Source organism: Citrobacter sp. CF971, from assembly GCF_006385635.1.
GTDB lineage: Bacteria > Pseudomonadota > Gammaproteobacteria > Enterobacterales > Enterobacteriaceae > Citrobacter > Citrobacter freundii.
Genome location: NZ_CP041051.1, coordinates 2,006,246 through 2,030,667 on the forward strand (window position 1 = coordinate 2,006,246; position 24,422 = coordinate 2,030,667).

Consider the following 24,422-nt stretch of genomic DNA (forward strand, 5'->3'; position numbering starts at 1 on the left):
GAAAGGTGACACGGATTTAAAGATCAACAACCCCTGGCGTTATAACAACGCAGGGGTTGAATATTTTACTGAATACTTTCCAGGTCTTTTGCTATATCGCGATGGCGTCCCTGGTCGGCAATCTCACGCCCCTGGCGAGCCGGCGCTTTAAGAGCCTTTTCCAGATAGCGTTTCCCTTCGCCAGTCTTTTTCTCTTTCAGCAAAAAGTCACCATAAAAATAGTTTGGATCGATGCCATCAGGATTGATCGCCAGTGCTTTTTTCAGCATTTCTTCGGCTTTGTTTTTATCACCAAACCCAATCGGCCAGCCGGGAACCTGATAATATAGCGCCCCAAGGCTGGTCCAGGCTGAACCTTGTAAAGCATTGGGGTCGATGCTGATCGCTTTTTCCAGATCGCTACGGGCCTGTTTGACCAGACTCAATGCACCCAGCCCTCCTTTAGCCCCCGCCCAGCTACTGTCGATAATCGCCGACCAAATAAGCAATGCTGCGTCAGCATTATTTTTCGCCTGACTCGCACTATGGGCCCGTTGACTCAGTGTGGTAAAGCAGCTCTCTTTTTTTGCTTCAAGGGTCTGATACTGACAAACGGACCAGTCGTGCTGGAGGTTTTCCAGCGTGGTAGTCGCCATGGCAGAGGCGGGAAAAGCTGCTGTCAGGAGCAACGTTTTCATAATTTTCATTTGTCTTCACCTTTGAATGTGCCCTGGGTATAGGACTGGATCACCGCTATTTTTTTACCCAGCGCTTTGTCTACCATACCGGGAAACCAGGCATTGATTTTAACGAACAGACGTTCCATCGCGCCGAAGCGGTAGCGTTTCTGCTCTGTCTCAAGGAGATGTACCAGACGTACGGCGACAAATTGTGGGGAGTCACTGCTGTTGCCCAGTTTGCGGTTAAGCGCGTAAACCTCGTCACTGTTGAGCGCCGTTTCGGTAGCACGCGGCGCGGCATACAGTACGCTGATACCATTCCCCTTTAATTCGCGCCCCAGCGCTTCCGACAAACGGTGCGTGGCCGCTTTGGTGGCGCTATACACGCTCCAGGCAGGGTGGCCAATCTCACCAAATATCGAACCAATGTTTAGGATGATGCCCTGTGGATTAAACTTATCCAGCATGGCGCGGGTCAACAGAGTGGGGATTTCGATATTGGTTCTAATCTGTTCCCGAATATCGTCAAAAGACTGTTGTTCAAACAGTGCAAAACGGCTGGTTCCGGCATTGTTGATCAGGATATCCAGTTTGTTCTCATCTTTGAATCTGCTGGCCAGCGCGACGATTTCGTCATCGGTATAACTGCTCATTAGCACAATATGATGCCGTTCCGGATAGGGAAGCATCTCTTTCAGAAGCGTCATCGCCTGTGCATTTCGTCCAACCAGGCAGAGTCTGGCTCCTTTGTGCGCCAGCCTTTGCGCCAGCTCTTGTCCGATACCACCGCTGGCGCCAGTCAGCAGAACGGTTTTATCATGCAGGTTCATACGTGGTCTGCCCCAGTTGGTTAAGCATCTCTGTGTACAGGTGATAGACGCGACGAGCGGCATAGATAATGGCTGCCTGATCGGCCTCGTCAGTCACGGTATCCATAAGTGAGGCGAAAAATTTAAGATGTCCTTGATCAAGTTCACCGTGTGAACGCAGGTAGGTTGTCGCCTGTTCTGGCAACCCCAGTGTCCGTTCCACCTGGGCTGCAATCGCGGTAGCAATAGATACGCTGGTTCCCTCCAGAACCTGTACCATGCCAAAAATACTCATAGGGTTGACCCGTTCAATGCGGTAGTAGAGCCAGGCCACCATCATTTCTATCGGTATCCCTGGGGTGCCATTGCGAACGCTTTCCGCATCACCGCCGCAAGCCTGAATATCGTTCAGGATCCATTCCTGATGCCCGTACTCTTCGTCAATATATTCAGCAATTGCGCCCCGAATGGCTTCATGTGAGGCTGGCAAACGGCTGCCAGCACTCATCAACAGGGGGACGGTATGGCTGACGTGATAGTAAGCCTGTGTCAGAAAAGCGATATACAGGTCGCGCGAGATGTCACCAGTCTGGCAGCGCGCGATGACAGGCGAGGAGAGTAAACTCCGGCGTTCGGCCTCAGTCTGTTGTTGTAATTTGTTATAAAAGCTCATGATGACTCCTCTTCACTACAGGTGAGAATGTGTTGCCAGAGGGATTGCCGGATGAGTTCCCGGCGTGGGCGGCCATTTGCAGTGAGCATGCCAGGCTCTGATATAGCTGAAGTGAATAACAGGCGATGGAACTGCGCATAATCAGGCAGGCGAGCTGAAAGGGCCAGCAGCTGCTCGCGGGCCTGCATCTGTTGCCCGTCGAAGACATCGACGAGTGCAACGTTATGCCTTAAGCCTTCTCCAAAAATCACTATCCGGCGTACAGCTGGACAGGTCATGGCCTCTGCCTCAGGCCATTCAGGTGAAAAATTACGACCAAAAGCGTTTATCTGGACATTCTTCAGGCGCCCCTGAATACGAACAAACCCGTGTTCATCAACACTGCCAAGATCGCCGGTGGCAACTGTTGGGGAGGCTGGTGCGGATCCCAGATATCCCAAAGCGTTAGCCGGGCTGGTGACACACAATTGTTGCCGGTCATCAACATTGATCTGGATACCTGGCAATGGCCGACCGACGCTGTTCTCTTTTATAGCGTCGGGCAGATTGAGGGCAACGACAGAGCCACATTCTGAGAGACCGTATCCTTCATATACAGGTAAGCCACTCTTTATCGCCATTGTCAGCAATGAAGCCGGAACCTTGCCACCGCCTGCGGCGACAAACCGTAAAGATTGCGTACTGCCTGGTACCTGCTTGTGTAGATGCAGTAACACACGTAGCAACTCTGGTACCAGCACCAGACTTTGTGGGCACCAGGTGTTCAGCGCCTGAAGAAACTGGGCTGGATTAAAGCGGCTGGAACCTTCAAACCCAATCCGGGAGGGTGGGAGAATCACCGTCTCAGCGCCAAGTAGCAGAGGGATGTAAACGCCGCACAGATTTTCTAGCAGAATACTGAGGGGCAGTGTCACCAGGTGTTTTTCCAGTTTCAGGGGGTGCAATGCGGCCGCTAACGTTTGAGCCATCCATTCCATACCATCCAGACTCAGACAGACGCCTTTTGGCTCTCCGGTTGTACCGGAGGTATACGTTATCTTTGCCGTTCCTGCCGGCAGAGTCACGGGGTCCTCTACTGCACGGATTTGCAGTCTCCCCAGTACAAAATCGTGTTCCTGCCAATCCGCCAGGATTTCTCCACCGATTTGTGCATCCACAGAGGCTGATGATCGTACCCAGGCTTTCTGTTGCCCGCTGAAAAAGGAGGGGACAGGGATGATCACCACTCCACTTATCAGGCATGCGAGATCGATGATGGCCCATTCAGGGCTGTTATCCATTTCAAGTGCCAGCCGTTTTACCTTGAGGGCAGATAATTGTTCGGCCACTGCTTTAACGGCATCATGGTATTGCTGCCAGCTCCACGAGCGAGAATCGCCCTGCAGGGCGATGGCATTTGGCTGAAGCGCAGCCTGTTTCTCAAGCGTGTTCAGAAGCATAAGATCCTCCGGAAGGGGTTATCCAGGGAGCAGAAGGCGGATCAGCAAACATTCCCAGCAACAGGCTGGTCTGACTCAGTGTGGTTTGCCCACCATGTAACTCCCCCGCCATAATTTGCGGGTCATGTTCGTAATAGCTCCCCCATTCACGCGCAGCTTCGCCAAGCCTTGTCGAGTCAGCAGGCATCAATGTGACTGGTTGCAGATTCAGGCGGAAAAAGGTATTGCGTATTTTTTTAGTTCCGGTAAAGACAATCCACGAATAGCAGTATTGATTGAGAAGCAGGCATAGAGCCGCATACATTATTCGGGCGCTTGCCCCATCGCTCGCGGCAAAATTACCAATTTCAACAATCGAGTCGCGTGAAACGGGATGTGACAATCGTGCAGACAGCACGACTTCAACCGGGACATCAAGATAGTGTTCGAGGTATATCTTGCCCATTGAGGCCGGTTGGACGCCACAGGCTGCTTTTAATTCTCCGTTGGCATCGAACATTCCAAGTAACCATGGCATGCAGCGAGGAAGAGAAGCATGATAAAACTGAGAATAACTTTCACGAATAAACTCTGAAATATCATTTTGCTCACGTTCACCTGGAAGCCAGCGCAACGTATAAGGAGATAAGATTCGCATAGGAAGACCTCTTTTAGCGTCTTACCAGTATGGCGAGTCAACATTATGTCAACATTAAGTTGAGCATGAGCCAGGTAATTTAAATCCAATGTCGCGACAAAAATGTGTAGGACCCGAAAAACGGAATATCTGATGTGTAAATACATTACGTAAAAAAATTAATAATTTGCGCTCTTAAATCGTTGATCATTTCTGTTTACAGGAGTGCTGTATAAAAAAACAGTGTATACATCGGAGGTAATTATGAGAGTTGAATTAGCCATTGATCGCACTAAAGAACTACCAAAAGGCGCGATACCAATTCTCCAGGATTACAGTAGGCATTCACTGAGTGCCTACTGTAATGTTAAACATTAAAATTTGTATTTATTTCTTATCGTTACAGTCAGGGATCATTCTCAAAAGAGTGTTATCTTTCTGGACGTAGTGATGAAATAACGCTGCACCTGCATGCGCTGCGATTAAAAAGTATCCGACGTTTGCCAGTGTTTCGTGAATATCTTTAATAAGTGATTTTGTTTCCCCGTCAGGAGTAACGAAAGGTGCAATGTTAAAACTTAAGAAACTCCAGTCCTTCCCACCGTAAGCCATAATTGCAATACCTAATAATGGCAGAGCCAAAAAAGAAATGTATAGCAGGATATGCATTATTTTAGCAGCCATCATCTGCCAGGTCGGTGGGGGCGGAATGATGTCTGGGTCATGATACTTATGTTTAATAATTAATCGTATTATCATTAAAAACCAGACAAATACCCCAGCATTGTAATGTGTTTCTTTCATGAGCAGGTAGGTGTTGCTGCCTTTAGGAAACCAGCCGCGTAGCTCCATAGCTGCATAGGTTATCGCTATTAACATCAGAGTCAGCCAGTGTAAGCGAATCTGAAGTTTTGAGAATTTCATCATTATTATTTCCTCAAAGGGTGTGTTGCATCAACCATAAAGCATGAAGCTTAACAAATCCTTATTTTCGGTGAGAGATTAAGAAATTGTTATTCCAATGACCCCACGTGAACGTTTTGATAATTATTATCACTTACGGGTCCTTTCCGGCAGTCCGTGCTGTTTCTTGTTGCCTTCATTTTCCCATTCGTAGCAGCCATCAGCAAAGAAAATTGCGCGGCCATGCTGCCAGAGTGGTTTAAACATTCTGCGGGTGGCTGCAGTTTCAGATCGTGCATAAATTAGTAGCAGCTTAGACCACCATAGATTGTTACTTTTTTGGGGCAAATTTGGGGGGGGGGGAAGGGATAATGTAGCGGGTGATAAAAAGCCGGAATCGCTTACGCTTATCCGGCTTCTGTTCAGCATCTGGGGAGTTGCTGATTACTTCAGTTCATCAACCATGGTGATGGCGCGGCCAATATAATTGGCAGGCGTCATTGCTTTCAGGCGAGTTTTCTCTTCTTCCGGCAGTGCCAGACCATCGATAAACTGCTTCATACCTTCGGCGTCAACGCGCTTGCCGCGGGTCAGTTCTTTCAACTTCTCGTACGGCTTCTCAATACCGTAGCGACGCATCACGGTCTGAATCGGCTCTGCCAGAACTTCCCAGTTATGATCCAGTTCATCCAGCAGATGATCGCGGTTCACTTCCAGTTTGCTCACACCCTTCAGCGTGGACTGATAGGCGATCAGCGCATAGCCGATACCCACACCCAGGTTACGCAGAACGGTAGAGTCTGTCAGATCACGCTGCCAGCGGGAAACCGGCAGTTTACTCGCCAGGTGCTGCAGAACCGCATTGGACAGACCCAGATTACCTTCGGAGTTTTCGAAGTCGATGGGGTTAACTTTATGCGGCATGGTGGAAGAACCGATTTCACCCGCGACAGTTTTCTGCTTGAAGTGACCCAACGCAATGTAACCCCAGACGTCGCGATCGAAATCGATCAGAATGGTGTTAAAGCGGGCGATGCAATCAAACAGCTCGGCAATGTAGTCGTGCGGCTCAATCTGCGTGGTGTAGGGGTTCCACTGGATACCCAGCGAGGTGACGAACTCTTCGCTAAACTGATGCCAGTCTACTTCCGGGTAAGCGGCAATGTGGGCGTTATAGTTACCCACGGCACCGTTGATTTTACCAAGAATTTCAACCTGGTTGAGCTGGCGATACTGACGCTCCATGCGGTACGCCACGTTTGCCATCTCTTTGCCCATTGTTGATGGGGTGGCAGGTTGGCCGTGAGTACGGGAGAGCAGAGGAATATCGCGATATTCAACTGAAAGCGCGGTGATGCCATCAATCAGTTGACGCCAGTACGGCAGAACCACTTCGTCGCGTGCGGTTTTCAGCATCAGCGCGTGAGACAGGTTGTTGATGTCTTCTGAGGTACACGCAAAGTGGATAAATTCGGAAACGGCGTGCAGTTCCGGGATATCCGCTACTTTCTCTTTCAGGAAATACTCAACTGCCTTCACATCATGGTTGGTCGTACGTTCAATGGTTTTGATACGCGCAGCATCTTCTTCATTGAAGTTAGCGACGATCGCATCAAGGAAACCGATTGCGTCGGCAGCAAAAGCAGGAACTTCCTTGATCGCTGCGTGCGCGGCCAGTTTTTGCAGCCAGCGTACTTCAACCTGTACGCGGAATTTCAGCAAACCGTATTCGCTGAAAATCCCGCGCAGCGCGCTGACTTTATCGCCGTAGCGTCCATCGACAGGGGAAACGGCGGTCAGTGAGGATAATTCCATAGATCACAACTCCGGGGTTAAATGAGCAAGAATTTGTTTTGCCTGAGTCGTCAGGCGATTACGAGAAAACATGAGTTGCAGACGGCCTCCACCAACCTGATGCCAGAGCACGGCAGCACGGATGCCAGCCAGCAGCGAAGCGCGTACTTTAGCCTGAACCTGCGGGCTCTGGAGGATGGCCGGGGAACCCGTGACCTGAATACGCGGGCCGAGTGGGCTGATGACGTCAACATAAATGCCAGCCATCGCACTCATCAACGTTTCTGACTGCAAATCAAAATGGTCCAGCTGGCGCTGCAAGCCGCTGATACGGTCTCCCAGCGTGTCCATAGCGCCCTTGGCCGCTGACAGCTTACGCTCCAGCACCATCAGGCTTAGCGTGTAACGAGTGAGTTCAGCGTTCAGTCCCTGGCGACTGCTGGCGTTAAGTACGCCGAGCATTGTTTCCAGCCCCAAACGCAAGTTGGCCTCGCTGCCGCCAAACACGCCCAGCGTAGAGCTGGGATTCATGTCGATGACACTGTTCAGTGAAACGTGTAATGCATCGGCATCACAATGCCCCTGGTGCGCCAGTTCTTGCACCAGGCGTGCCGACTGGCAAATGCCTGCCAGGGCGAGGGTGATGTCATAATAATTCTTTGCCACGTTCACTGCTTCCTTGTATCAAATGTGTAAGTAATTATACAGGCAGAGGCAACCGTTGTTCGATAATGCCGCCGCCGAGGCACACTTCGCCATTGTAAAAGACAGCCGACTGACCCGGCGTAACCGCCGCGACTGGCTCGTCGAAAATGACTTCAATACGCTCAGCATCCAGTGCCTTAACGGTGCACGGAATGTCGGTCTGACGATAGCGGGTTTTCACCGTACAGCGCATGGTACCAGTGAACGGTTCGCGATCGACCCAATGCAGCTGTTGCGCCACCAGGCCAACAGACATCAGACGTGGATGTTCATGACCCTGAGCGACAACCAGAATGTTGTTCTCTACGTCTTTATCCACTACATACCATGGATCTTCTGTCCCTTCTTTCGTTCCGCCAATACCCAGACCTTTACGCTGACCCAGAGTGTGGTACATCAGCCCCTGATGCTGGCCAATCTCTTCACCATCAACGGTGATGATTTTGCCTGGCTGAGCCGGCAGGTAGCGACCAAGAAACTCGCGGAACTTACGTTCGCCAATGAAGCAGATGCCGGTGGAGTCTTTTTTCTTGGCCGTAATCAGACCAAGGTCTTCGGCAATTTTACGCACCTGTGGTTTTTCCAGTTCACCGACCGGGAACAGGCTTTGCGCGATTTGCTCATGGCCGAGCGTATAGAGGAAATAACTTTGGTCTTTATTACCATCGAGCCCACGCAGCAGGCGACTTTTGCCGTCGACATCTGCGCGACGCACGTAGTGACCGGTGGCGATGTAATCGGCACCTAAATCTTCGGCGGCAAACTCAAGGAAGGCTTTAAACTTAATTTCTTTATTGCACAGAATATCCGGGTTCGGCGTACGACCCGCTTTGTACTCTTCAAGGAACAGTTCAAAGACGTTGTCCCAGTATTCTGCGGCAAAGTTGACGGTATGCAGTTCAATGCCGAGTTTGTCACAGACAGCCTGTGCATCCGCAAGGTCGGCTGCCGCTGTGCAGTATTCCTCGCCATCGTCCTCTTCCCAGTTCTTCATGAACAGGCCTTCTACCTGATAGCCCTGTTGTTGTAACAGCCAGGCAGAAACGGAGGAATCGACACCGCCGGACATGCCGACGATCACTTTTTTTGGGCTTTCAGACATAGGAATACTCACAACATTGAACTTCAAGGCGGCATATTCTAGCACGCAGCCCTTTACTTGACACCCTCTGTAAATGGCCAGTTAAATTCACCGATCATGGACAGCGGGTAGCGCTGGCCGCTCTGGTAACAGCGAATACTCTCTGCAACCAACGGCGAACGCAGGTTTGGCGCAGAGAAAATCTCTTCTGCGCTGACCCAACGACAGCAATCAATATCGCTATCATGGGGTTCAGTAGCGCACATATTGGCAAGCTCGATAGAGAAAAGAAAACGCAAGAAGGGCGTTCTGTCCGGTGCAATCCATTGATGCATACGAACAAAATGCTGTGGCTGTGCTTTAATGCCCGTTTCTTCCCATAGTTCGCGTGCTGCGGCTTGCACCAGCGTTTCGTCGGCTTCCAGGTGTCCTGCGGGTTGATTCCACAAGGCCTTGCCATTGATCGTTTCTTCAACGACTAAGAATTTATCTTCTGCATGCACAATGCAGGCGACCGTGACGTGCGGTTTGAACATGTTTCCCCCTTATTCCTCAGCAAAACCTTCGGCAACATCTGGCCAACTAATTTCACCGCTGGTCTTGTCGATACTGATATAAGCCACAGGAGGCGACGTTTGTGGGTCGGCCCCTCCGCGACACAATGCAGTTTGATGATCCTCGCGTACGATAATCTCAATGGCCTTTTTAGCATTCCAGCTTTCATAAAAAATACATTGATAGTCCGGGCGTAGGCTGAGGGTCGCGACTCGTGTAGCTTCGTCTGTCGATAATGGATTGATATCATAGCGGTAGTTATCACCGCTGTTTAAAGACTGGAGTTGTGACTTTTTCAACCAGCCGCGTACGATATGGCGATCGGCGGTGTAATAAACCGCTTCAATAAAGTCATCTTTTGACTGCTCTTGTGTGGAAATAATGTCGCCGGGAACCAAAAAAACGGACTGGCTGCGGCACTGTTCCGTTGGCATGGTATAAAACCAGGCGCGATCGTTGCCTGTAACCTGATAATGATTATCAGCAACGGGGGGCATTCTTTCGCGTTGCGGCATCTCTTTGTGCGCCCATTTCTTACAGGCCGGATTTACGGATAAGGGAGTCGTCAGAGGTACCAGACCTTCAGCCGCGACCCAGCCTGTGGCGAACATGCCTTTGGCATCACGGTATCGAACATAGCGAAAAGTATGAACGGGAGCGTCTGCTGATTGGGCCGATCGCGCTTCTCTTAACACCTCTACCGTATTGCCGTTGACCAGGAAAGCAGGGAGCTGACATTCAACATCTGGTGCGGAGTTGAAGTGTAGTCGGGAGGTTGTTTTTACCTGAGCGGTTTCATAGAGATAATCAGCCGCGCCTGCCGCGATACCTGCTGTCGCTTCACAATTCTGCGCGGCATAACCCAATGGCGATACGGCATACAGAATGAGTGGCGCGATGAGTCGTTTGTCCATTTCTTTCATTCTTCCTTGTTAATGGCGCTGTAAAGGCCTGATGCTAGAGCTCCCGCCACTCGCCGTTGGCGAGATTATCCAGCGTGTAATCCCCCATAGCATAGCGAATGAGACGCAGCGTAGGATATCCAACATGTGCTGTCATACGGCGAACCTGGCGGTTGCGGCCTTCATATAAGGTGACTTTCAGCCAGGTGGTGGGGATATTTTTCCGCTCCCGAATCGGCGGATTTCTCGGCCACAGCCATACGGGTTCCTCTACTACCTCAATGCCTGCGGGTAGCGTGGGACCATCATTGAGCGTTACTCCGGTACGCAGGGCGTCCAGCGCTTCTGCTGTCGGCTCGCCTTCAACCTGGACGTAATAAATTTTCCCGGTACGCTTACCGGGTTGCGTTAACCGCGCCTGCAGTGCGCCGTCATTGGTCAGCACCAAAAGCCCTTCGCTGTCCCGGTCGAGTCGGCCCGCCGCATAAATTCCCGGCAAGGGAATAAAATCTTTTAACGTGCTTCTGCCAGCCTCGTCAGTAAATTGTGGCAAAACATCGTAGGGTTTATTGAACAAAACCACGCGTTTTGGCTGGTTTTCTTTACGCTGCTTAGTGACTTGTCGTGAGCTGAATCGCTCAACCCGGTGATTTCTAAAAGAAGTTTTTTGCATGGTATTTTCAGATTATATCAATTGCCGCATTATAGCCTAAGAACGAGTGTCTTTCATGGCGGCGAACATTAGGGTAGTATTGACATGCTCATTACAAAACATTAACAAAAAATTGCTCTAACGCATTCGTGCAGCAGGACGCAAACGCACATGCAGCGCGATGACAGACGAGCAGAACCAGAAGCGCTCGAAGGAGAGGTGAATGGAAAGCAAAGTAGTTGTTCCGGCGGAAGGTAAGAAGATCACCCTGCAAAACGGCAAACTCAACGTTCCTGAAAATCCGATTATCCCGTTCATTGAAGGCGACGGTATCGGCGTTGATGTAACCCCACCGATGATCAAAGTTGTCGATGCTGCTGTCGAGAAAGCCTATAAAGGCGAGCGTAAAATCTCCTGGATGGAAATCTACACCGGTGAGAAATCCACTCAGGTTTATGGCCAGGACGTCTGGCTGCCTGCTGAAACCTTAGATCTGATTCGTGAATATCGTGTTGCCATTAAAGGCCCTCTGACCACTCCTGTTGGCGGCGGTATTCGCTCTCTGAACGTAGCTCTGCGTCAGGAACTTGACCTGTATGTCTGCCTGCGTCCGGTGCGTTATTATCAGGGTACACCAAGCCCGGTTAAACACCCTGAACTGACCGATATGGTCATCTTCCGTGAAAACTCCGAAGATATCTACGCGGGTATCGAGTGGAAAGCTGACTCTGCCGATGCTGAGAAAGTGATTAAATTCCTGCGCGAAGAGATGGGTGTGAAGAAAATACGCTTCCCGGAACATTGCGGTATTGGTATCAAACCGTGTTCTGAAGAAGGGACTAAACGTCTGGTACGTGCAGCGATTGAATACGCCATCGCCAACGATCGTGATTCAGTTACCCTGGTACACAAAGGCAACATCATGAAGTTCACCGAAGGCGCGTTCAAAGACTGGGGTTATCAGTTAGCGCGTGAAGAATTTGGTGGCGAACTGATCGATGGCGGTCCATGGGTGAAAATCAAGAACCCGAAAACCGGTAAAGAGATCGTAGTTAAGGATGTTATCGCCGATGCGTTCCTGCAACAGATCCTGCTGCGCCCGGCTGAGTATGACGTGATTGCCTGTATGAACCTGAACGGTGACTACATCTCCGATGCGCTGGCCGCACAGGTTGGTGGTATTGGTATCGCGCCGGGTGCAAACATTGGTGACGAATGCGCACTGTTCGAAGCAACCCACGGTACTGCACCGAAGTATGCAGGTCAGGATAAAGTGAACCCAGGTTCTATCATTCTGTCTGCAGAAATGATGCTGCGCCACATGGGTTGGACCGAAGCGGCTGACCTGATCGTTAAAGGTATGGAAGGCGCGATTAACGCCAAGACCGTAACCTATGACTTCGAACGTCTGATGGATGGCGCTAAGCTGTTGAAATGTTCAGAGTTTGGTGACGCGATCATCGAAAATATGTAATCCACATTCTGGGTTGTATGAGAACGGGAGCCGGTTGGTTCCCGTTTTTTTGTGCCTGATAAATTCTTTCCCTGTCATTTTATCCGCCCAGTACCTAGGGGGATCAGGGCTTGTTGTGGTCTATTTATGTTTGGTTTAGCTAAAAAAAGGCAAAACGAGACTAAAGCCTCCGACATAAAGCGCTGACCAGGTCGCCGCAGAGATCAGACTGACTGCATACACTTTCACTGGATGAAGATGCAACATTCCAGCAACTAATGGCACAATGTAACGCAGCACGGCAATAAAGCGCGAAGTAAAAAGTATCGGTACAGAACTGTTTTGCAACCGGCGTCGAACCCGTACTACTGTATCGGCATGACGCGACATGATGCGTGCCAGCCAGGGTAGATGTCCCATCATCATTCCAAGGTGATAATTAACAATTGTCCCGCACCATGCGCCAATCATTACAGCAATTCCCGCTTCCCATGGCGCAATAGTCGCCTTGCCGACGGAAATTACAGCAACCAACATAACAGATGCTGGCGGTAATACAGCTGAAATGAGGAACGTAGATTTTGCGAATGCTATTCCAAAAAGCAGGCCCCACAGGCTGAAAGGATGAAGCGCGAAATGGCTCATCAACGCGTTTACCCACCCCATCAATGCTTCTCCAGTTAAGGTTCCTTGGCTATTTAACCGCGATACGGCTTAATCAGGCCTCAACACAGATGAATTACTGACTGCTGCACTTAATCCCGGCTGTGACAGCTATCTGCGTATAGCAGCAGAATACAGTTGAGCGGGATAGGGTAAAGGAAGATGAATCGAACGCACTTAATCTGAAACCAGCCACATATCAGCCTCTTCAAACATTTCCTGGACAGTACGGCTTATCTGTTCCTTCTCGTGCTTGCTGGCGTCAGTGTTGATCGCCGGCAATGTCATCATCGGTTTAACCCGGACATCAGCGTCGGGGAAAATTCGGTGAACCCTCTTGGTCAATTCGCCCAGAATGATATCTTTTGCACCGGGCAGACCATCAAAATTCCTTTTGTCATAAACGAGTTCCACGAACATTGCTTATCGCCTCTTTGCTGGATGGATATACAGTATTTATACTGTGTTTTTATCCGGTATTCAAGAGAGGGCATAAACATGGGCTTTCCTTCACCTGCGGCAGATTATGTTGAAACACGAATCTCCCTCGACCAGCAACTAATCAGCCAGCCCGCAGCGACTTATTTTATGCGGGCATCGCGTTCACATTTCTGGGAAGGAATACTTCAGGGGGTGCTGTTTGTTGTGGATGCGTCACTTACTGCCTGCGATGGCTCATTGCTGATATGTGCAATTGTAAGTAGCCCGCATAATCGTGCCATTCACATTTAGAGATCATCCGGCATAATCAATCTGCCAAAGCGGACATTGTTAAACTCATGCAGTATGGATTCACGAAGAACATACGTTATATTTTGTCCTGATTGACACGGGATGAAAGCTCCTGATGGCTCTCTTTTCGCTCGCTGTAACGATCTGCAAGATAACTGGTTTGTCCCTTAAGCAGCAGAGTGATTTTAAACAGCTCCTCGGCTACATCGACGATGCGGTCATACCATGAAGAAGGTTTCATTCGTCCGTTTTCGTCGAACTCTTGCCATGCCTTGGCTACAGAGGACTGGTTGGGGATCGTAAACATCCGCATCCAGCGACCAAGTATACGCATCTGGTTCACGGCATTGAAGGACTGTGAACCGCCGCAGACCTGCATTACCGCAAGTGTTTTGCCCTGCGAAGGACGAATCGCTCCTTCACTTAAGGGTATCCAGTCAATCTGCGCCTTCATGACTGCGCTCATAGCACCGTGCCGTTCCGGAGAACTCCACACCATCCCATCACACCATCTGACCAGACCGCGCAGCTCGGTGACTTTGGGATGCGTGTCCGGCGCATCATCCGGCAGGGGTAAACCGGAGGGGTTAAACAGTTTCACTTTCGCGCCCATCGCCGTCAGCAGGCGACCGGCTTCCTCCGCGGCAAAGCGGCTGTAGGAGCGCTCTCTCACTGAACCATACAGGATCAGAATCCGTGGTGGCTCCTGCACGTTCAGGCGTTCAGCGATGTGTTGATCAAAGCATTTAGTATTCAAGGCAGGAAATTGTTCCATTTTTCTCCTCCAGAGAGAGCTGATGATTTCAAAGTTGATACATATGATTTACCATATGTGTATTCTAAAGGGAACGGAGAGAAAAATGCTACAACCTGTTCAGCTTTTCAAAATCCTGTCAGATGAAACACGGCTCGCCATTGTCATGCTTCTGCGGGAGTCCGGAGAACTGTGCGTGTGCGATATCTGTGCAGCTACCGCCGAATCACAGCCCAAAATATCACGCCATATGGCCGTCCTGCGTGAGGCAAAGCTTGTTCTTGATCGTCGGGAAGGGAAATGGATCCACTATCGTCTGTCACCTCATATTCCGGCGTGGGCCGCTGAGACAATCACGACATCCTGGCTGTGCCTTCGGGAGGATGTGCGGGAATGGTTGGCAAAGTCGGCCTGTACCTCCTGCTGAGGCAGGAGAACATATTTACATAATCATATATAACGGAGTCTGAAATGTTTTTGGCAGGGAGTATATTTTTACTGACGCTGGTACTGGTGATCTGGCAACCCAGAGGCCTGAGTATTGGCTGGAGCGCGAGTATCGGAGCTGCGCTGGCGCTGGGAACCGGAGTCATTCATATCGCAGATATTCCCGTTGTCTGGAATATCGTCTGGAACGCGACAGCGGCATTTATTGCGGTCATTATCATCAGCCTGTTGCTCGATGAGTCCGGCTTCTTTGAATGGGCCGCACTGCACGTCTCCAGTTGGGGTAACGGACGTGGCCGCCTTTTGTTTACCTGGATAGTCTTGCTTGGTGCCGCTGTTGCTGCGTTGTTTGCCAATGACGGCGCTGCGCTGATCCTGACGCCGATTGTAATTGCGATGCTGCTCGCACTGGGATTCAGCCGGGGCACGACATTGGCGTTTGTCATGGCCGCAGGATTTATTGCAGATACGGCCAGCCTGCCGCTAATTGTTTCTAACCTGGTGAATATCGTCTCGGCGGACTTTTTCGGTCTGGGCTTTACGCAGTATGCCTCCGTTATGATCCCCGTAGATGTGGCAGCGATTGCGGCCACTCTGGTCATGCTGCATCTCTTCTTTCGCAGGGACATTCCGGCGACGTATGACGTTTCGCTGTTGAAGACGCCTGCCAGTGTGATAAAGGATCCGGCAACGTTCAGGGCGGGCTGGATTGTCCTGTTATTGCTGCTTGTCGGTTTCTTTGTTCTGGAGCCTCAGGGGATCCCGGTCAGTGCGATAGCGGCTAGTGGCGCAGCAATACTGTTTATAGTGGCGAAAAGAGGTCATGCCATCAACACCGGAAAAGTCCTCCGCGGTGCACCATGGCAGATCGTTATTTTTTCGTTGGGTATGTACCTGGTGGTCTATGGCCTGCGCAATGCAGGGCTTACGGAGTATCTGTCTGACGTGCTGAACCTACTGGCAGAAAAGGGGTTATGGGCAGCAACGTTCGGCACCGGCTTCCTGACCGCGTTCCTGTCGTCGGTGATGAACAATATGCCGACGGTGCTGATTGGTGCACTGGCGATTGACGGGAGCACGGCGACTGGCATCGTCAAAGAGGCAATGATTTATGCCAACGTGATTGGCTGCGATTTAGGTCCGAAAATCACCCCGATTGGCAGTCTGGCAACCCTGCTTTGGCTGCATGTGCTTGCCCAGAAAAATATAACGATTACCTGGGGATATTACTTCCGTACGGGTATTATCATGATTCTGCCCGTGCTGTTTGTCACTCTGGCCGCGCTGGCGTTGCGGCTCTCCATCACTTTGTAATGAGATACAGATATGAGCAACATTACCATCTATCACAACCCTGCCTGCGGCACTTCTCGCAACACGCTGGAGATGATCCGTAACAGCGGCAACGAACCAACGATAATTTATTATCTCGATACGCCACCGACCCGTGATGAGCTGATTCAACTTATTTCAGATATGGGAATTACGGTGCGTGCATTACTGCGTAAGAATGTTGAGCCTTATGAACACCTGGGTCTTGATGAAGAGAAATTTAGTGATGAGCAGTTGATTGATTTCATGCTTCAACATCCGATCCTGATTAATCGGCCGGTAGTCGTTACGCCGCTTGGCACTCGTCTTTGCCGCCCTTCAGAAATAGTGTTGGATATTCTACCGGAAGGTCAGAAAGGAGCGTTTACCAAAGAGGATGGCGAGAAGGTCATTGACGAAACGGGTAAGCAGATTAAGTAATCTGCCACTTCAAAATACCGGATGTCTGTTCACGCTATGCGGGCATCCGGTTTTCGCTCAAATCGGACCTCTGCGGCAGCAACAGCTTTACCATCGAGGCTTGCCATTAGTGGTAGTGTGTTGAATGCGCTGGCGTGAAAAACTTGGATTCTTGGCGAAAACTCTTCCCCAAAACTCTTCCCCAAAACTAAAACCAAAGTTTAGATAATCAATGAGTTTAAAATGGTAGCTACTGGCTGATTTGAAAGTAGAGAGGATGATAATTTCGACTTTATCAAATGGTTGCTATGATTTTAGCAATGAAATGTTGCGCCACATGGGGTGGACCGAAGCGACTGACTTAATTGTTAAAGGTATGAAAGGTGCGATCAACGCCAGGACCGTAACCTATGATTTCGAACGTCTGATGGACGGCGCTAAGTTGCTGAAATGTTCAGAGTTTGGTGACGCGATCATCGAAAACATGTAATCCAGATTCCGGGTTGTATAAGAATGGGAGCCGATTGGTTCCCGTTTTTTTACCTGCAAAGTGCTTTCCTGGCACTCAGACTATTAAACTCATTTTAATAGCACTAAAGATTTAATTTTTATCTTTGTCATTACAATTCCATTTATTGATAAAAGATATTCATATCTTTCAATATTTATTTAAACCGATCTGGGTATGAGAACTAAATATAATTGAGTGGTGTTTGTATATTATTGGTTATTAGATGTAAAACAGTCGTTTTAAAAACAAGAAAATATTGGGGGGATATTAAATGTGGTGGCGTTTTAATGTTATTTTTCTCTAATCTTAAATCCATTTTTATCAGCGTGTTATGACAATTTATTATTCTGAACGCTAATAATGTCCAAAAAAGAACATTTTTCCAGATTGATTTTTTATTACCTTTCTGTTTTTATCTTGGCGACATGCTTGAGAAATGAAATTCAAAGCATGACTCCTTATTATGTGTGTTGCTTACTATTAGTTGATGATGAAAGTAGTTATTAAAATGCTAAGTTTAAAAACGGGTTTAGTGGCTGTTACATTATGTTTTGCTATGACAGTTTATGCAGGAGAAAGCGTAGTCACCGGCGGTTATGTACATACCCGGACAGATGGACAGAACCTTAACGGTCTTAACGCTAAATATGGTTATACCCCAGATGAAAGTGATTTAGGCGTTATAACATCCTTAACTATTTCAGCAAATGACGATAATGATATAGATCGTGGTTATGGTTCTGCATTAGTCGGTGCAAGTTATAAAGTAAATGATGTGATAAAACCTTATGTAATGGTGGGTATTGGGAGAGGTGCGATCAAAGTGAATGGTGAAACTGATACTTCTACAGGTTTTGCCTATGGTGCTGGTATTCAGTTTACCCCCATTGCAGCTTTCACTGTTGATGCAGGCTATGAAGGTTCTAAGGTCTTTGGCGCGCAAGCTAATAGTATTGTAGTCGGCGCCGGCTGGAAATTCTAAGGTTATTTATATGAATAAATTAATGATAATACTGGTTGCATTTTCTACTGTTTCTTTGATGTCTGGTTGCGTATCAGAAGAACAACGCTTAGCAAAGTGCGAAGCGAAGGGAATTAGCCGTGATGTTTGTTATCATGAAGAAAAAGAATATTGGAATAATTACAGTGCTAACATGAGTCGACTGCAGGCTGCTAATACACAAGCAGATGCTTTTAAAGAGTCTATGAGTGATCGCAAGAAGCATAAGCATTATGATGACGATTAATATTTTAGACCACGTACTTACTGTCTTGAGTGCTTATGTTCTTAACATTATAATCATTTATTAATTATTCAAATGCTTATGCTCAGGAATCACTCTCAAAAGCGTATTTTTTTCTGTATATAGTGATGAAATAATGCAGCGCCAGCATGGACTGCAATCAGAAGTAACAGATATTGGCGAGTTGACTCCCCCCAAGGCCAGAGGTATTTATGATAACAATGGCCTTACTTTGGTTTCAGAAAAACGCTTCGCCTGCTGTATGCAATCATTCTTTTGATGAAAGTTTGTACGGGAATACGTGCAGGGCATTGGCTGCAATGGGGTAAACACCAAGGCCTTCTGTTCGAGCTTTAATTTCCTCGAATGAGAGTGAAGGGGAAGGTTCTCGTCCTCCCCACAGATTAATACCTTCAGGAACATCGTCCCGACTGTACTCCTCGGCGATCTCAATAGTTCCGCCGCTATTCAATTCGATCACGACGCTTTTTCCGTCAACAGGAATGAGATTCCCTTCATTGTCAGTGATAAAGATTTTCATTTGCTTACCTCTTATTAGTACATTTATATGATAGCAAAATCGGAAGGAGGGATGTCATTATTGTTATGATCTTTTCAGGGCTAATTTTATATAAAAATCAATTTCTTATGTTGTGGCTTTGGAAGTGTGACTGGGCGCATGGCGACTTTTGATTCTATCTACCATGCTCTGTAGAGATAAATTAGAACACGTCAATGCTCATCGCAACGACTGATCAGTTTTCGCCACGGGACATGAGAATGCGCAAAGTACTTTTACCGGTAACCGCTGCGGTGTGTCTTTTTTTGATAGGTGTTTTTATTCTTAATATGCAGCTTTGGTATTCCTCTTCGACAGAAACCCTTGGAGGAGCCAGATATGCCGCGAAAAATATGGATAACATACTGGATGAAGCTTTCCAGGCAACTCGAACCGCTATGCACATCGCCGAAAAAAAATGCGATCTGGAGGGTCAATACCAACTTGGAACTGAAGCTGCACTTCGCCCTCATTTGCGAACGCTGATCATTATCCGACAGGGGAAGCTTTGGTGTACGTCACTGCCAGGTAATCGGATCTTGCTTAAGCAAATTCCGGTGATTACTGATACAAATTTGCTGCTTACTCCCGCAAGAAATACGGAAAATGAGATACCCGTTCTGCTGTATCAAACTCGTTTTCAAACCAACCACATCATTGTCACTATTAGCGGGGTGCATATCCGTGGAGCATTGAATGTTCCGTTAAAGGGGGTGACATATTCACTACTCGTAGGTGACGAAGTGCTTGGTTTATTGGGTGATGTGAAAACCGTTACAGCAAGCTCACAGATGTCTGGTCAGGTGAATTCCGCAAAGTATCCGTTCAGCATTATTTATAATGAACCGCCATTGTTTAGTGCAAAAAGGCTGGTTACACAAGGTTCAGGGATTCTGGTTTTTATCCTGTTAATATCTTTCGCAGCCGCTTATGCCATTGATAAATATCTAAATAAGAACGATACCCCAGAAGAAACGTTGCGCAGAGCGATAGTAAAAGGAGAGATCGTGCCTTTTTATCAACCTATCGTAAATGGTCGTGAGGGGACGTTACGCGGTGTTGAAGTGCTGGCCCGATGGAAACATCCAACAGCCGGATATATCTCTCCTGCCTCCTTCATTCCCGTCGCCGAAAAATCAGGCCTGATAGTGCCACTAACTCAAAGTCTGATGAGGCAGGTTGCGGCGAATATGAACGCCATTGCCAGCAAACTGCCATCTGGATTCCATGTCGGTATTAACTTCAGCGCATCCCATATCACTACCCCTACATTTGTTGAAGAGTGTCTGAAATTCAAAGATAGCTTCAGCCGCCATGATCTCAACCTGGTGATTGAAGTTACTGAGCGTGAGCCATTACATATAGATGAAGAACTTGTGCAGAGGCTCAATATCCTGCATGAAAATGGCTTTGTGATTGCGCTTGATGATTTTGGTACGGGCTATTCTGGGCTTTCTTATTTGCATGACCTGCACATTGATTACATTAAAATCGATCAGAGCTTTGTGGGAAGGGTTAATGAGCTTCCCGATTCAACCCGAATTTTGGATTGTGTTCTCGATCTGGCGCGCAAGCTGTCTTTAAGCATCGTTGCAGAAGGAGTTGAAACGAAGGCCCAGCTCGATTATCTCAACAAAAACAACATTGTTTTCCTGCAAGGGTACTATTTCTATAAACCAGTAACCTTCACTGAGTTTGTCATGATTCTGCTGGCAAAGCCTAAAGTGAAGGTTTTTGTCGAATAAATACAGGATAACCTTATTGATGAAAAGGGGGCATGAAATCTGCTTCGGGAGTAAAAATCCGATGATTATCTTTATTGTGAGACAAATCTCAGATTATGTTATTTAAAATCTATACCCTTATCGATGTAGTGGTTATTTGTGTTTTCATATACAGCAACTGGATAATGGCATGGCAGATATAACATTCGCGATGGAGCGTGATTCAAGTCACAGTGCAGCGAAAAAAGAGTTGGATGTACGAAACAATACGAAGTACACAAACCGCAACCAGCTTGTGATTGCCGCAGCACTGTTTTTAGGTGGTATCGTCGGGGTTATTGTTTTGGCATTGTATCTAATGGTGCATGAAGGGGTGTTTCTGTATTAATCATTTAAATATTCTTATCGTTGGTGTATTGCTAGTAGGAGGTGGAACAAGCTACTTCTTCTGTATTGATGAACGGAATAACATCGTAGGGAATAGCTGTTTGTGGAGAAAGATTGTAGATCTTACCGTCATAGTGGCTACTTACATAAGAAAATGATCTTAATATAAAGCTAAGATCAGCGGGTAGAGTCGTGGGTTGAGCGTTAACTTCATTGTAAAACCGTTTACAGCTACCTTTCAAATCTAAACCTGAAAAAATTATTCTTCCAAATTTTAGACTAATGGCTATTTGTAACGCGCTAAATGCGACCGTAGCACTACCAAAATGACCATGTGTTACATCAGTTGAAAATGCAATTGTTTTCACTTTTCTGAATGCAGAGCATTTAATTCGAAGATTCTTGTTAGTCATTGTTTTTATTTTATAGCGAATCTTTCTACCGATACCACCTCTGGATTTGCAAATGTCCTTTAACAGAAAACATGTGTTGAGCAAGCTCTCTGCCTCTGTTGAATTAGCTCTTTTAATAACATCTTCACTAATAAAGGTATGCTGAGCATAGGCGGAATACTTATAAAATAAGTCTTTATTGTTTTCATAAAAAGAACCGTCACAAACAACATAAAGAAATACAGGGATATTGTTGTTAATTAAATAGCCTGCGCTACCATTTACGCAAATGCAGCTTTTACTACGCATTATCTCAAGGGGCGTATCTAATGATGAAGGTCCAGACAAGTAAATAATACAATCATCGGAAACTCTTTCACCCATTATTCCATTAAGTATTTCGTGTGTGATGAGCATGGCGGTTACCGTGGATGTTATTTTTGAAATAATAACATTGAGTATCCGTTCCAAATCAAAGAAGATGTTTCTTTTTGTTTTTTAAACTTGAAGAATTGATTATGTGAATGTATTTTTATTATTATTTTGATAAATGTTTATTTGAGAGTAAGGTCTGGTAACTCAGAAAAATATGATGATGTTGGCTTTTGTTTTTCGGTTTTTAAAATCCAGGCATTTGTTGTGTGAATAAATCTGATTCTGGTGTTCTTGCCTGGTAAGAATTTAACATGAAAATTAGTTACTTTTAGTTACAGGTGGCTGAGAGTGTTTTAATCATATCCTTATAAAGAGTGCGATTTTATAACATCATCCGCCTGTTATTTGATGTAACATAATTCCTGACGGGCTATCAATTCCAGTCCGTCAGGAAGGGAAAACAACATTAGAACTGATAGTTTAACGATACCCAGTAGTTACGACCCGGGTTTACGTATCCGGTGGTGGATTGTGCAGTCTGATAATAATCACCTGCGTAGGTGCTATTACGGCCCACCTGGTAAAGTTTAACCTCGCTAAAGTCTTTATCCAGCACGTTATTAACTGCCGTATTAAGTGTCAGATCTTTGGTCAGTTTGTAAGACATTCCCATGTCCAGGACGGTCCAGGCTTTTAAATTAGCACCTTTATCGTCATAGACGGCTTTTTGTACTGCGCTGAGATTGTCGTAATTTTCCGTGAAGCGTGGGGCCTTACCGCGATAACGTGCGCTCAGCCAGGCGTTCATATCTTCCGTTGCCTGCCAGTTCAGACGGGCGTTAGCCATATGCTTTGGTGTATAGCTTAACGGCGCACCTTTATTGTCACCATCTTTTTGCTTGCTCTGAGTGTAGGTGTAGTTGAGAGATAAGGTCAGCACATCCGACCATAGAGGGAAGGTGCTGGCAAATTCAACGCCATCGGTCCTCGCCTTGCCGCTATTGGTATAACTGTTGGTATTATCATCGATAGAATACGAGACAATTTTATTTTTGTATTCAGTATAGAAGCCGGTAATGTTGGCGTTAAGCCCGGCGTTGTTCTCGTAATACAGCCCGGTTTCGTAGCTGATGCTTTCCTCAGGTTTGAGGTCCGGGTTCCCGACCGTATTCACCGTTCCTTGTGCGGTTACGCCGCTGATCCCGTTATGTAACTGGCTCAGTGATGGTGCTTTATAACCTGTCGTTACGCCGCCTTTGAGCGTCCATTCGTCGGAAACATCCCAGACCATATAGGCTCGTGGGCTGAGATGACCGCCAAAGACATCGTTATGCTCATAGCGTGTTCCTGCGGTTAAGGCCAGCGAATCGAGAATATGCCATTCATCTTCCGCATAGGCTGCCCACGTTTTTTGGTGGAACGTCTCGCCGGTATTGGCCAGCACCACACCATCTTTCATTCGTGCATCCCAGTATTCCCCGCCAAGGGTTAAGAGGTGCGAATCACCTAATGGTGTCAGTAGCACTGAGTCTAGTATGACGTTGGTGTTCTTCAGTTCACGCGCGTCACCGGCCCGACCTGCGTTCTCTGGTGTGAGTGCGGAGGAGACCAGTTGTCGGCCTTTGTTCTCGGTCTCATTCCAGCCGAGGGAGGATTTCCAGGTGCCAAACGTTAAGGCTGTATCGTGGCCGAGGGTCACTTTGTTACGCTCATAGCGCAGCGTTTTATCATAACCTCCCGTCAGGTTACCCAACTGACCGTCATCGTTGTCATAACGCTGTCTGGCGGAGTCGAGATCCAGCCACAGCGTATTGCTTTCGTTGGCTTTCCAGTCGAATCGCGTGCCAATATTGTAGTTTTCCGACTCGGTTGGATAAGGTACGCGGGTGGAAGAGGTATCGCTCAGCGAAGTGACGCTGGAACCCTGACGCTGGGTTGTGCTCCCCCGAACCTGCATATCCAGTACGCCCGCGATTAACGGGCCGCTTGACCAGAAGTTGGCGACCGTACTGTTACCCCATTTATTACTCTCTTGCAGGTTAACGCCGGTATTGATGGAAGTGCTCCATTTATCGGTGCTTTTTTTGGTGATGATATTCACCACGCCACCGATTGCGTCGGAGCCATAAAGCGTCGACATCGGGCCGCGGATAACCTCAATATGATCGATTGCCGCCAGCGGGGGCATAAAGCTGGTATTCATGGCAGAGAAGCCGTTTGGCGTCACGTCGCTGCTGCCGTTTTGACGAATACCGTCAATCAGGATCAAGGTATAGCTGGCGGGCATGCCACGGATGCTGATCTCCAGACCGCCAGTTTTACCGGTGCTGCTTTCAACATCTACCCCTTCAACAGAACGCAGGGCTTCACCTAAGTCATTATATTTATTGGTTTGTAACTCTTGCTGCGAAATAACAGAGACGCTGGCGGCGGCATTGGTGATTTTCTTTTCGTAACCGGAAGCGGTTACCACCATGACATCTTCAGCAAATACCAGGGGGCTGGAAAATCCTAAACAGGACAGAACGACAGAGGCAACAGGTTTTAAACGCATAGTCAAACTTCCTTTGTTAAAAATCAAAGGCAGTAAGATAAGTGATCGTAATGATAATACAAATAATTATCATTACAAATTTACATAACTTGTCACTTCTGGTGTTTT

At 47.7% G+C, this 24,422-nt stretch carries 26 protein-coding genes and 4 pseudogenes; 10 read left to right on the forward strand and 20 right to left on the reverse strand.

Annotation, left to right across the window (positions count from 1 at the left end):
* Positions 1-65 precede the first annotated feature (65 nt).
* From E6P06_RS13055 to rluE, 13 genes and pseudogenes are all read right to left on the reverse strand, one after another.
* The gene (locus E6P06_RS13055) at positions 66-686 is read right to left on the reverse strand and encodes a hypothetical protein (protein WP_103856767.1); all 621 of its coding nucleotides are present in this window, start codon (positions 684-686) and stop codon (positions 66-68) included.
* On the reverse strand, positions 683-1,489 hold the full coding sequence (locus E6P06_RS13060; RefSeq protein WP_106902457.1) for an SDR family oxidoreductase: 807 nt from the start codon (positions 1,487-1,489) through the stop codon (positions 683-685). The genes E6P06_RS13055 and E6P06_RS13060 overlap by 4 nt, the downstream gene beginning before the upstream one ends.
* The gene (locus E6P06_RS13065) at positions 1,476-2,141 is read right to left on the reverse strand and encodes a TenA family transcriptional regulator (protein ID WP_003841877.1); all 666 of its coding nucleotides are present in this window, start codon (positions 2,139-2,141) and stop codon (positions 1,476-1,478) included. Before E6P06_RS13065 ends, E6P06_RS13060 begins: the two co-directional genes overlap by 14 nt.
* Positions 2,138-3,580 (reverse strand): AMP-dependent synthetase/ligase, encoded by a 1,443-nt coding sequence (locus E6P06_RS13070; protein ID WP_139935304.1) that lies wholly within the window; start codon positions 3,578-3,580, stop codon positions 2,138-2,140. The genes E6P06_RS13065 and E6P06_RS13070 overlap by 4 nt, the downstream gene beginning before the upstream one ends.
* A complete protein-coding gene (locus E6P06_RS13075; RefSeq protein ID WP_003841881.1) occupies positions 3,561-4,217 on the reverse strand; it encodes a thermostable hemolysin in 657 nt (218 codons plus the stop codon). Before E6P06_RS13075 ends, E6P06_RS13070 begins: the two co-directional genes overlap by 20 nt.
* Before the next feature lie 366 nt (positions 4,218-4,583).
* The gene (locus E6P06_RS13080) at positions 4,584-5,123 is read right to left on the reverse strand and encodes a cytochrome b (protein WP_044711949.1); all 540 of its coding nucleotides are present in this window, start codon (positions 5,121-5,123) and stop codon (positions 4,584-4,586) included.
* A gap of 156 nt (positions 5,124-5,279) precedes the next feature.
* A pseudogene (locus E6P06_RS27975) lies at positions 5,280-5,423 on the reverse strand (SOS response-associated peptidase family protein); the annotation flags it as partial.
* A gap of 120 nt (positions 5,424-5,543) precedes the next feature.
* Positions 5,544-6,914 (reverse strand): adenylosuccinate lyase, encoded by a 1,371-nt coding sequence (gene purB, locus E6P06_RS13090; protein ID WP_044711951.1) that lies wholly within the window; start codon positions 6,912-6,914, stop codon positions 5,544-5,546.
* A gap of 3 nt (positions 6,915-6,917) precedes the next feature.
* On the reverse strand, positions 6,918-7,559 hold the full coding sequence (hflD, locus tag E6P06_RS13095; protein ID WP_003841885.1) for a high frequency lysogenization protein HflD: 642 nt from the start codon (positions 7,557-7,559) through the stop codon (positions 6,918-6,920).
* Positions 7,560-7,593: 34 nt separating this feature from the next.
* The gene (gene mnmA / locus E6P06_RS13100; protein ID WP_003832402.1) at positions 7,594-8,700 is read right to left on the reverse strand and encodes a tRNA 2-thiouridine(34) synthase MnmA; all 1,107 of its coding nucleotides are present in this window, start codon (positions 8,698-8,700) and stop codon (positions 7,594-7,596) included.
* 53 nt (positions 8,701-8,753) lie between these two features.
* On the reverse strand, positions 8,754-9,215 hold the full coding sequence (locus E6P06_RS13105) for an NUDIX hydrolase (RefSeq protein ID WP_016150068.1): 462 nt from the start codon (positions 9,213-9,215) through the stop codon (positions 8,754-8,756).
* 9 nt (positions 9,216-9,224) lie between these two features.
* On the reverse strand, positions 9,225-10,157 hold the full coding sequence (locus E6P06_RS13110; protein WP_139935306.1) for a hypothetical protein: 933 nt from the start codon (positions 10,155-10,157) through the stop codon (positions 9,225-9,227).
* 34 nt (positions 10,158-10,191) lie between these two features.
* Positions 10,192-10,809: a 23S rRNA pseudouridine(2457) synthase RluE gene (rluE, locus tag E6P06_RS13115; RefSeq protein ID WP_003841891.1), complete on the reverse strand. Its 618-nt coding sequence runs from the start codon at positions 10,807-10,809 to the stop codon at positions 10,192-10,194.
* A 202-nt stretch (positions 10,810-11,011) separates the two neighbouring features.
* On the opposite strand from rluE, the gene icd reads away from it, so the two are divergent.
* Positions 11,012-12,262 carry an NADP-dependent isocitrate dehydrogenase gene (icd, locus tag E6P06_RS13120; protein WP_003841892.1) on the forward strand — a complete coding sequence of 417 codons (1,251 nt, stop codon included), beginning with the start codon at positions 11,012-11,014 and terminating at the stop codon, positions 12,260-12,262.
* Positions 12,263-12,397: 135 nt separating this feature from the next.
* On the opposite strand, the gene E6P06_RS13125 is transcribed toward icd, so the two are convergent.
* Both E6P06_RS13125 and E6P06_RS13130 read right to left on the reverse strand, forming a co-directional pair.
* Positions 12,398-12,907: a DedA family protein gene (locus tag E6P06_RS13125; protein ID WP_139935307.1), complete on the reverse strand. Its 510-nt coding sequence runs from the start codon at positions 12,905-12,907 to the stop codon at positions 12,398-12,400.
* Between the two features lie 174 nt (positions 12,908-13,081).
* Complete coding sequence (locus E6P06_RS13130; protein WP_003840850.1) at positions 13,082-13,324, reverse strand: DinI family protein; 243 nt, start codon at positions 13,322-13,324, stop codon at positions 13,082-13,084.
* 69 nt (positions 13,325-13,393) lie between these two features.
* Between E6P06_RS13130 and E6P06_RS13135 the strand changes: the two are divergent.
* Positions 13,394-13,600 (forward strand): annotated as a pseudogene (locus E6P06_RS13135) (hypothetical protein); the annotation flags it as partial.
* Between the two features lie 112 nt (positions 13,601-13,712).
* Here the strand turns inward: E6P06_RS13135 and arsH are convergent.
* A complete protein-coding gene (arsH, locus tag E6P06_RS13140) occupies positions 13,713-14,411 on the reverse strand; it encodes an arsenical resistance protein ArsH (protein WP_139935309.1) in 699 nt (232 codons plus the stop codon).
* Between the two features lie 85 nt (positions 14,412-14,496).
* Here arsH and E6P06_RS13145 point away from each other — a divergent pair, with 85 nt between their 5' ends.
* From E6P06_RS13145 to E6P06_RS13170, 6 genes and pseudogenes are all read left to right on the forward strand, one after another.
* Positions 14,497-14,817: a transcriptional regulator gene (locus E6P06_RS13145; RefSeq protein WP_003030762.1), complete on the forward strand. Its 321-nt coding sequence runs from the start codon at positions 14,497-14,499 to the stop codon at positions 14,815-14,817.
* A 44-nt stretch (positions 14,818-14,861) separates the two neighbouring features.
* Positions 14,862-16,151, forward strand: coding sequence for an arsenic transporter (locus E6P06_RS13150; protein ID WP_071684642.1), 1,290 nt, complete (start codon positions 14,862-14,864; stop codon positions 16,149-16,151).
* A gap of 12 nt (positions 16,152-16,163) precedes the next feature.
* The gene (gene arsC, locus E6P06_RS13155; RefSeq protein WP_003030760.1) at positions 16,164-16,589 is read left to right on the forward strand and encodes a glutaredoxin-dependent arsenate reductase; all 426 of its coding nucleotides are present in this window, start codon (positions 16,164-16,166) and stop codon (positions 16,587-16,589) included.
* 304 nt (positions 16,590-16,893) lie between these two features.
* Positions 16,894-17,058 (forward strand): annotated as a pseudogene (locus E6P06_RS13160) (NADP-dependent isocitrate dehydrogenase); the annotation flags it as partial.
* Between the two features lie 529 nt (positions 17,059-17,587).
* A complete protein-coding gene (locus E6P06_RS13165; RefSeq protein ID WP_230328673.1) occupies positions 17,588-18,061 on the forward strand; it encodes an Ail/Lom family outer membrane beta-barrel protein in 474 nt (157 codons plus the stop codon).
* Positions 18,062-18,071: 10 nt separating this feature from the next.
* On the forward strand, positions 18,072-18,326 hold the full coding sequence (locus tag E6P06_RS13170) for a hypothetical protein (protein ID WP_003846687.1): 255 nt from the start codon (positions 18,072-18,074) through the stop codon (positions 18,324-18,326).
* 60 nt (positions 18,327-18,386) lie between these two features.
* Here E6P06_RS13170 and E6P06_RS28250 read toward each other — a convergent pair.
* Positions 18,387-18,487, reverse strand: a pseudogene (locus E6P06_RS28250) (cytochrome b); the annotation flags it as partial.
* Between the two features lie 104 nt (positions 18,488-18,591).
* On the reverse strand, positions 18,592-18,864 hold the full coding sequence (locus tag E6P06_RS13175; protein ID WP_003030757.1) for a hypothetical protein: 273 nt from the start codon (positions 18,862-18,864) through the stop codon (positions 18,592-18,594).
* Between the two features lie 239 nt (positions 18,865-19,103).
* Between E6P06_RS13175 and E6P06_RS13180 the strand changes: the two genes are divergently transcribed.
* The gene (locus tag E6P06_RS13180) at positions 19,104-20,627 is read left to right on the forward strand and encodes a cyclic diguanylate phosphodiesterase (RefSeq protein WP_046670548.1); all 1,524 of its coding nucleotides are present in this window, start codon (positions 19,104-19,106) and stop codon (positions 20,625-20,627) included.
* A 169-nt stretch (positions 20,628-20,796) separates the two neighbouring features.
* Positions 20,797-20,994, forward strand: coding sequence for a hypothetical protein (locus E6P06_RS13185; protein ID WP_003840854.1), 198 nt, complete (start codon positions 20,797-20,799; stop codon positions 20,992-20,994).
* A gap of 31 nt (positions 20,995-21,025) precedes the next feature.
* Here E6P06_RS13185 and waaZ read toward each other — a convergent pair whose 3' ends face one another.
* Both waaZ and E6P06_RS13195 read right to left on the reverse strand, forming a co-directional pair.
* Complete coding sequence (gene waaZ, locus E6P06_RS13190; protein ID WP_139935310.1) at positions 21,026-21,802, reverse strand: 3-deoxy-D-manno-oct-2-ulosonate III transferase WaaZ; 777 nt, start codon at positions 21,800-21,802, stop codon at positions 21,026-21,028.
* Positions 21,803-22,226: 424 nt separating this feature from the next.
* A complete protein-coding gene (locus E6P06_RS13195) occupies positions 22,227-24,314 on the reverse strand; it encodes a TonB-dependent receptor (RefSeq protein WP_032936136.1) in 2,088 nt (695 codons plus the stop codon).
* Between the last annotated feature and the right edge of the window lie 108 nt (positions 24,315-24,422).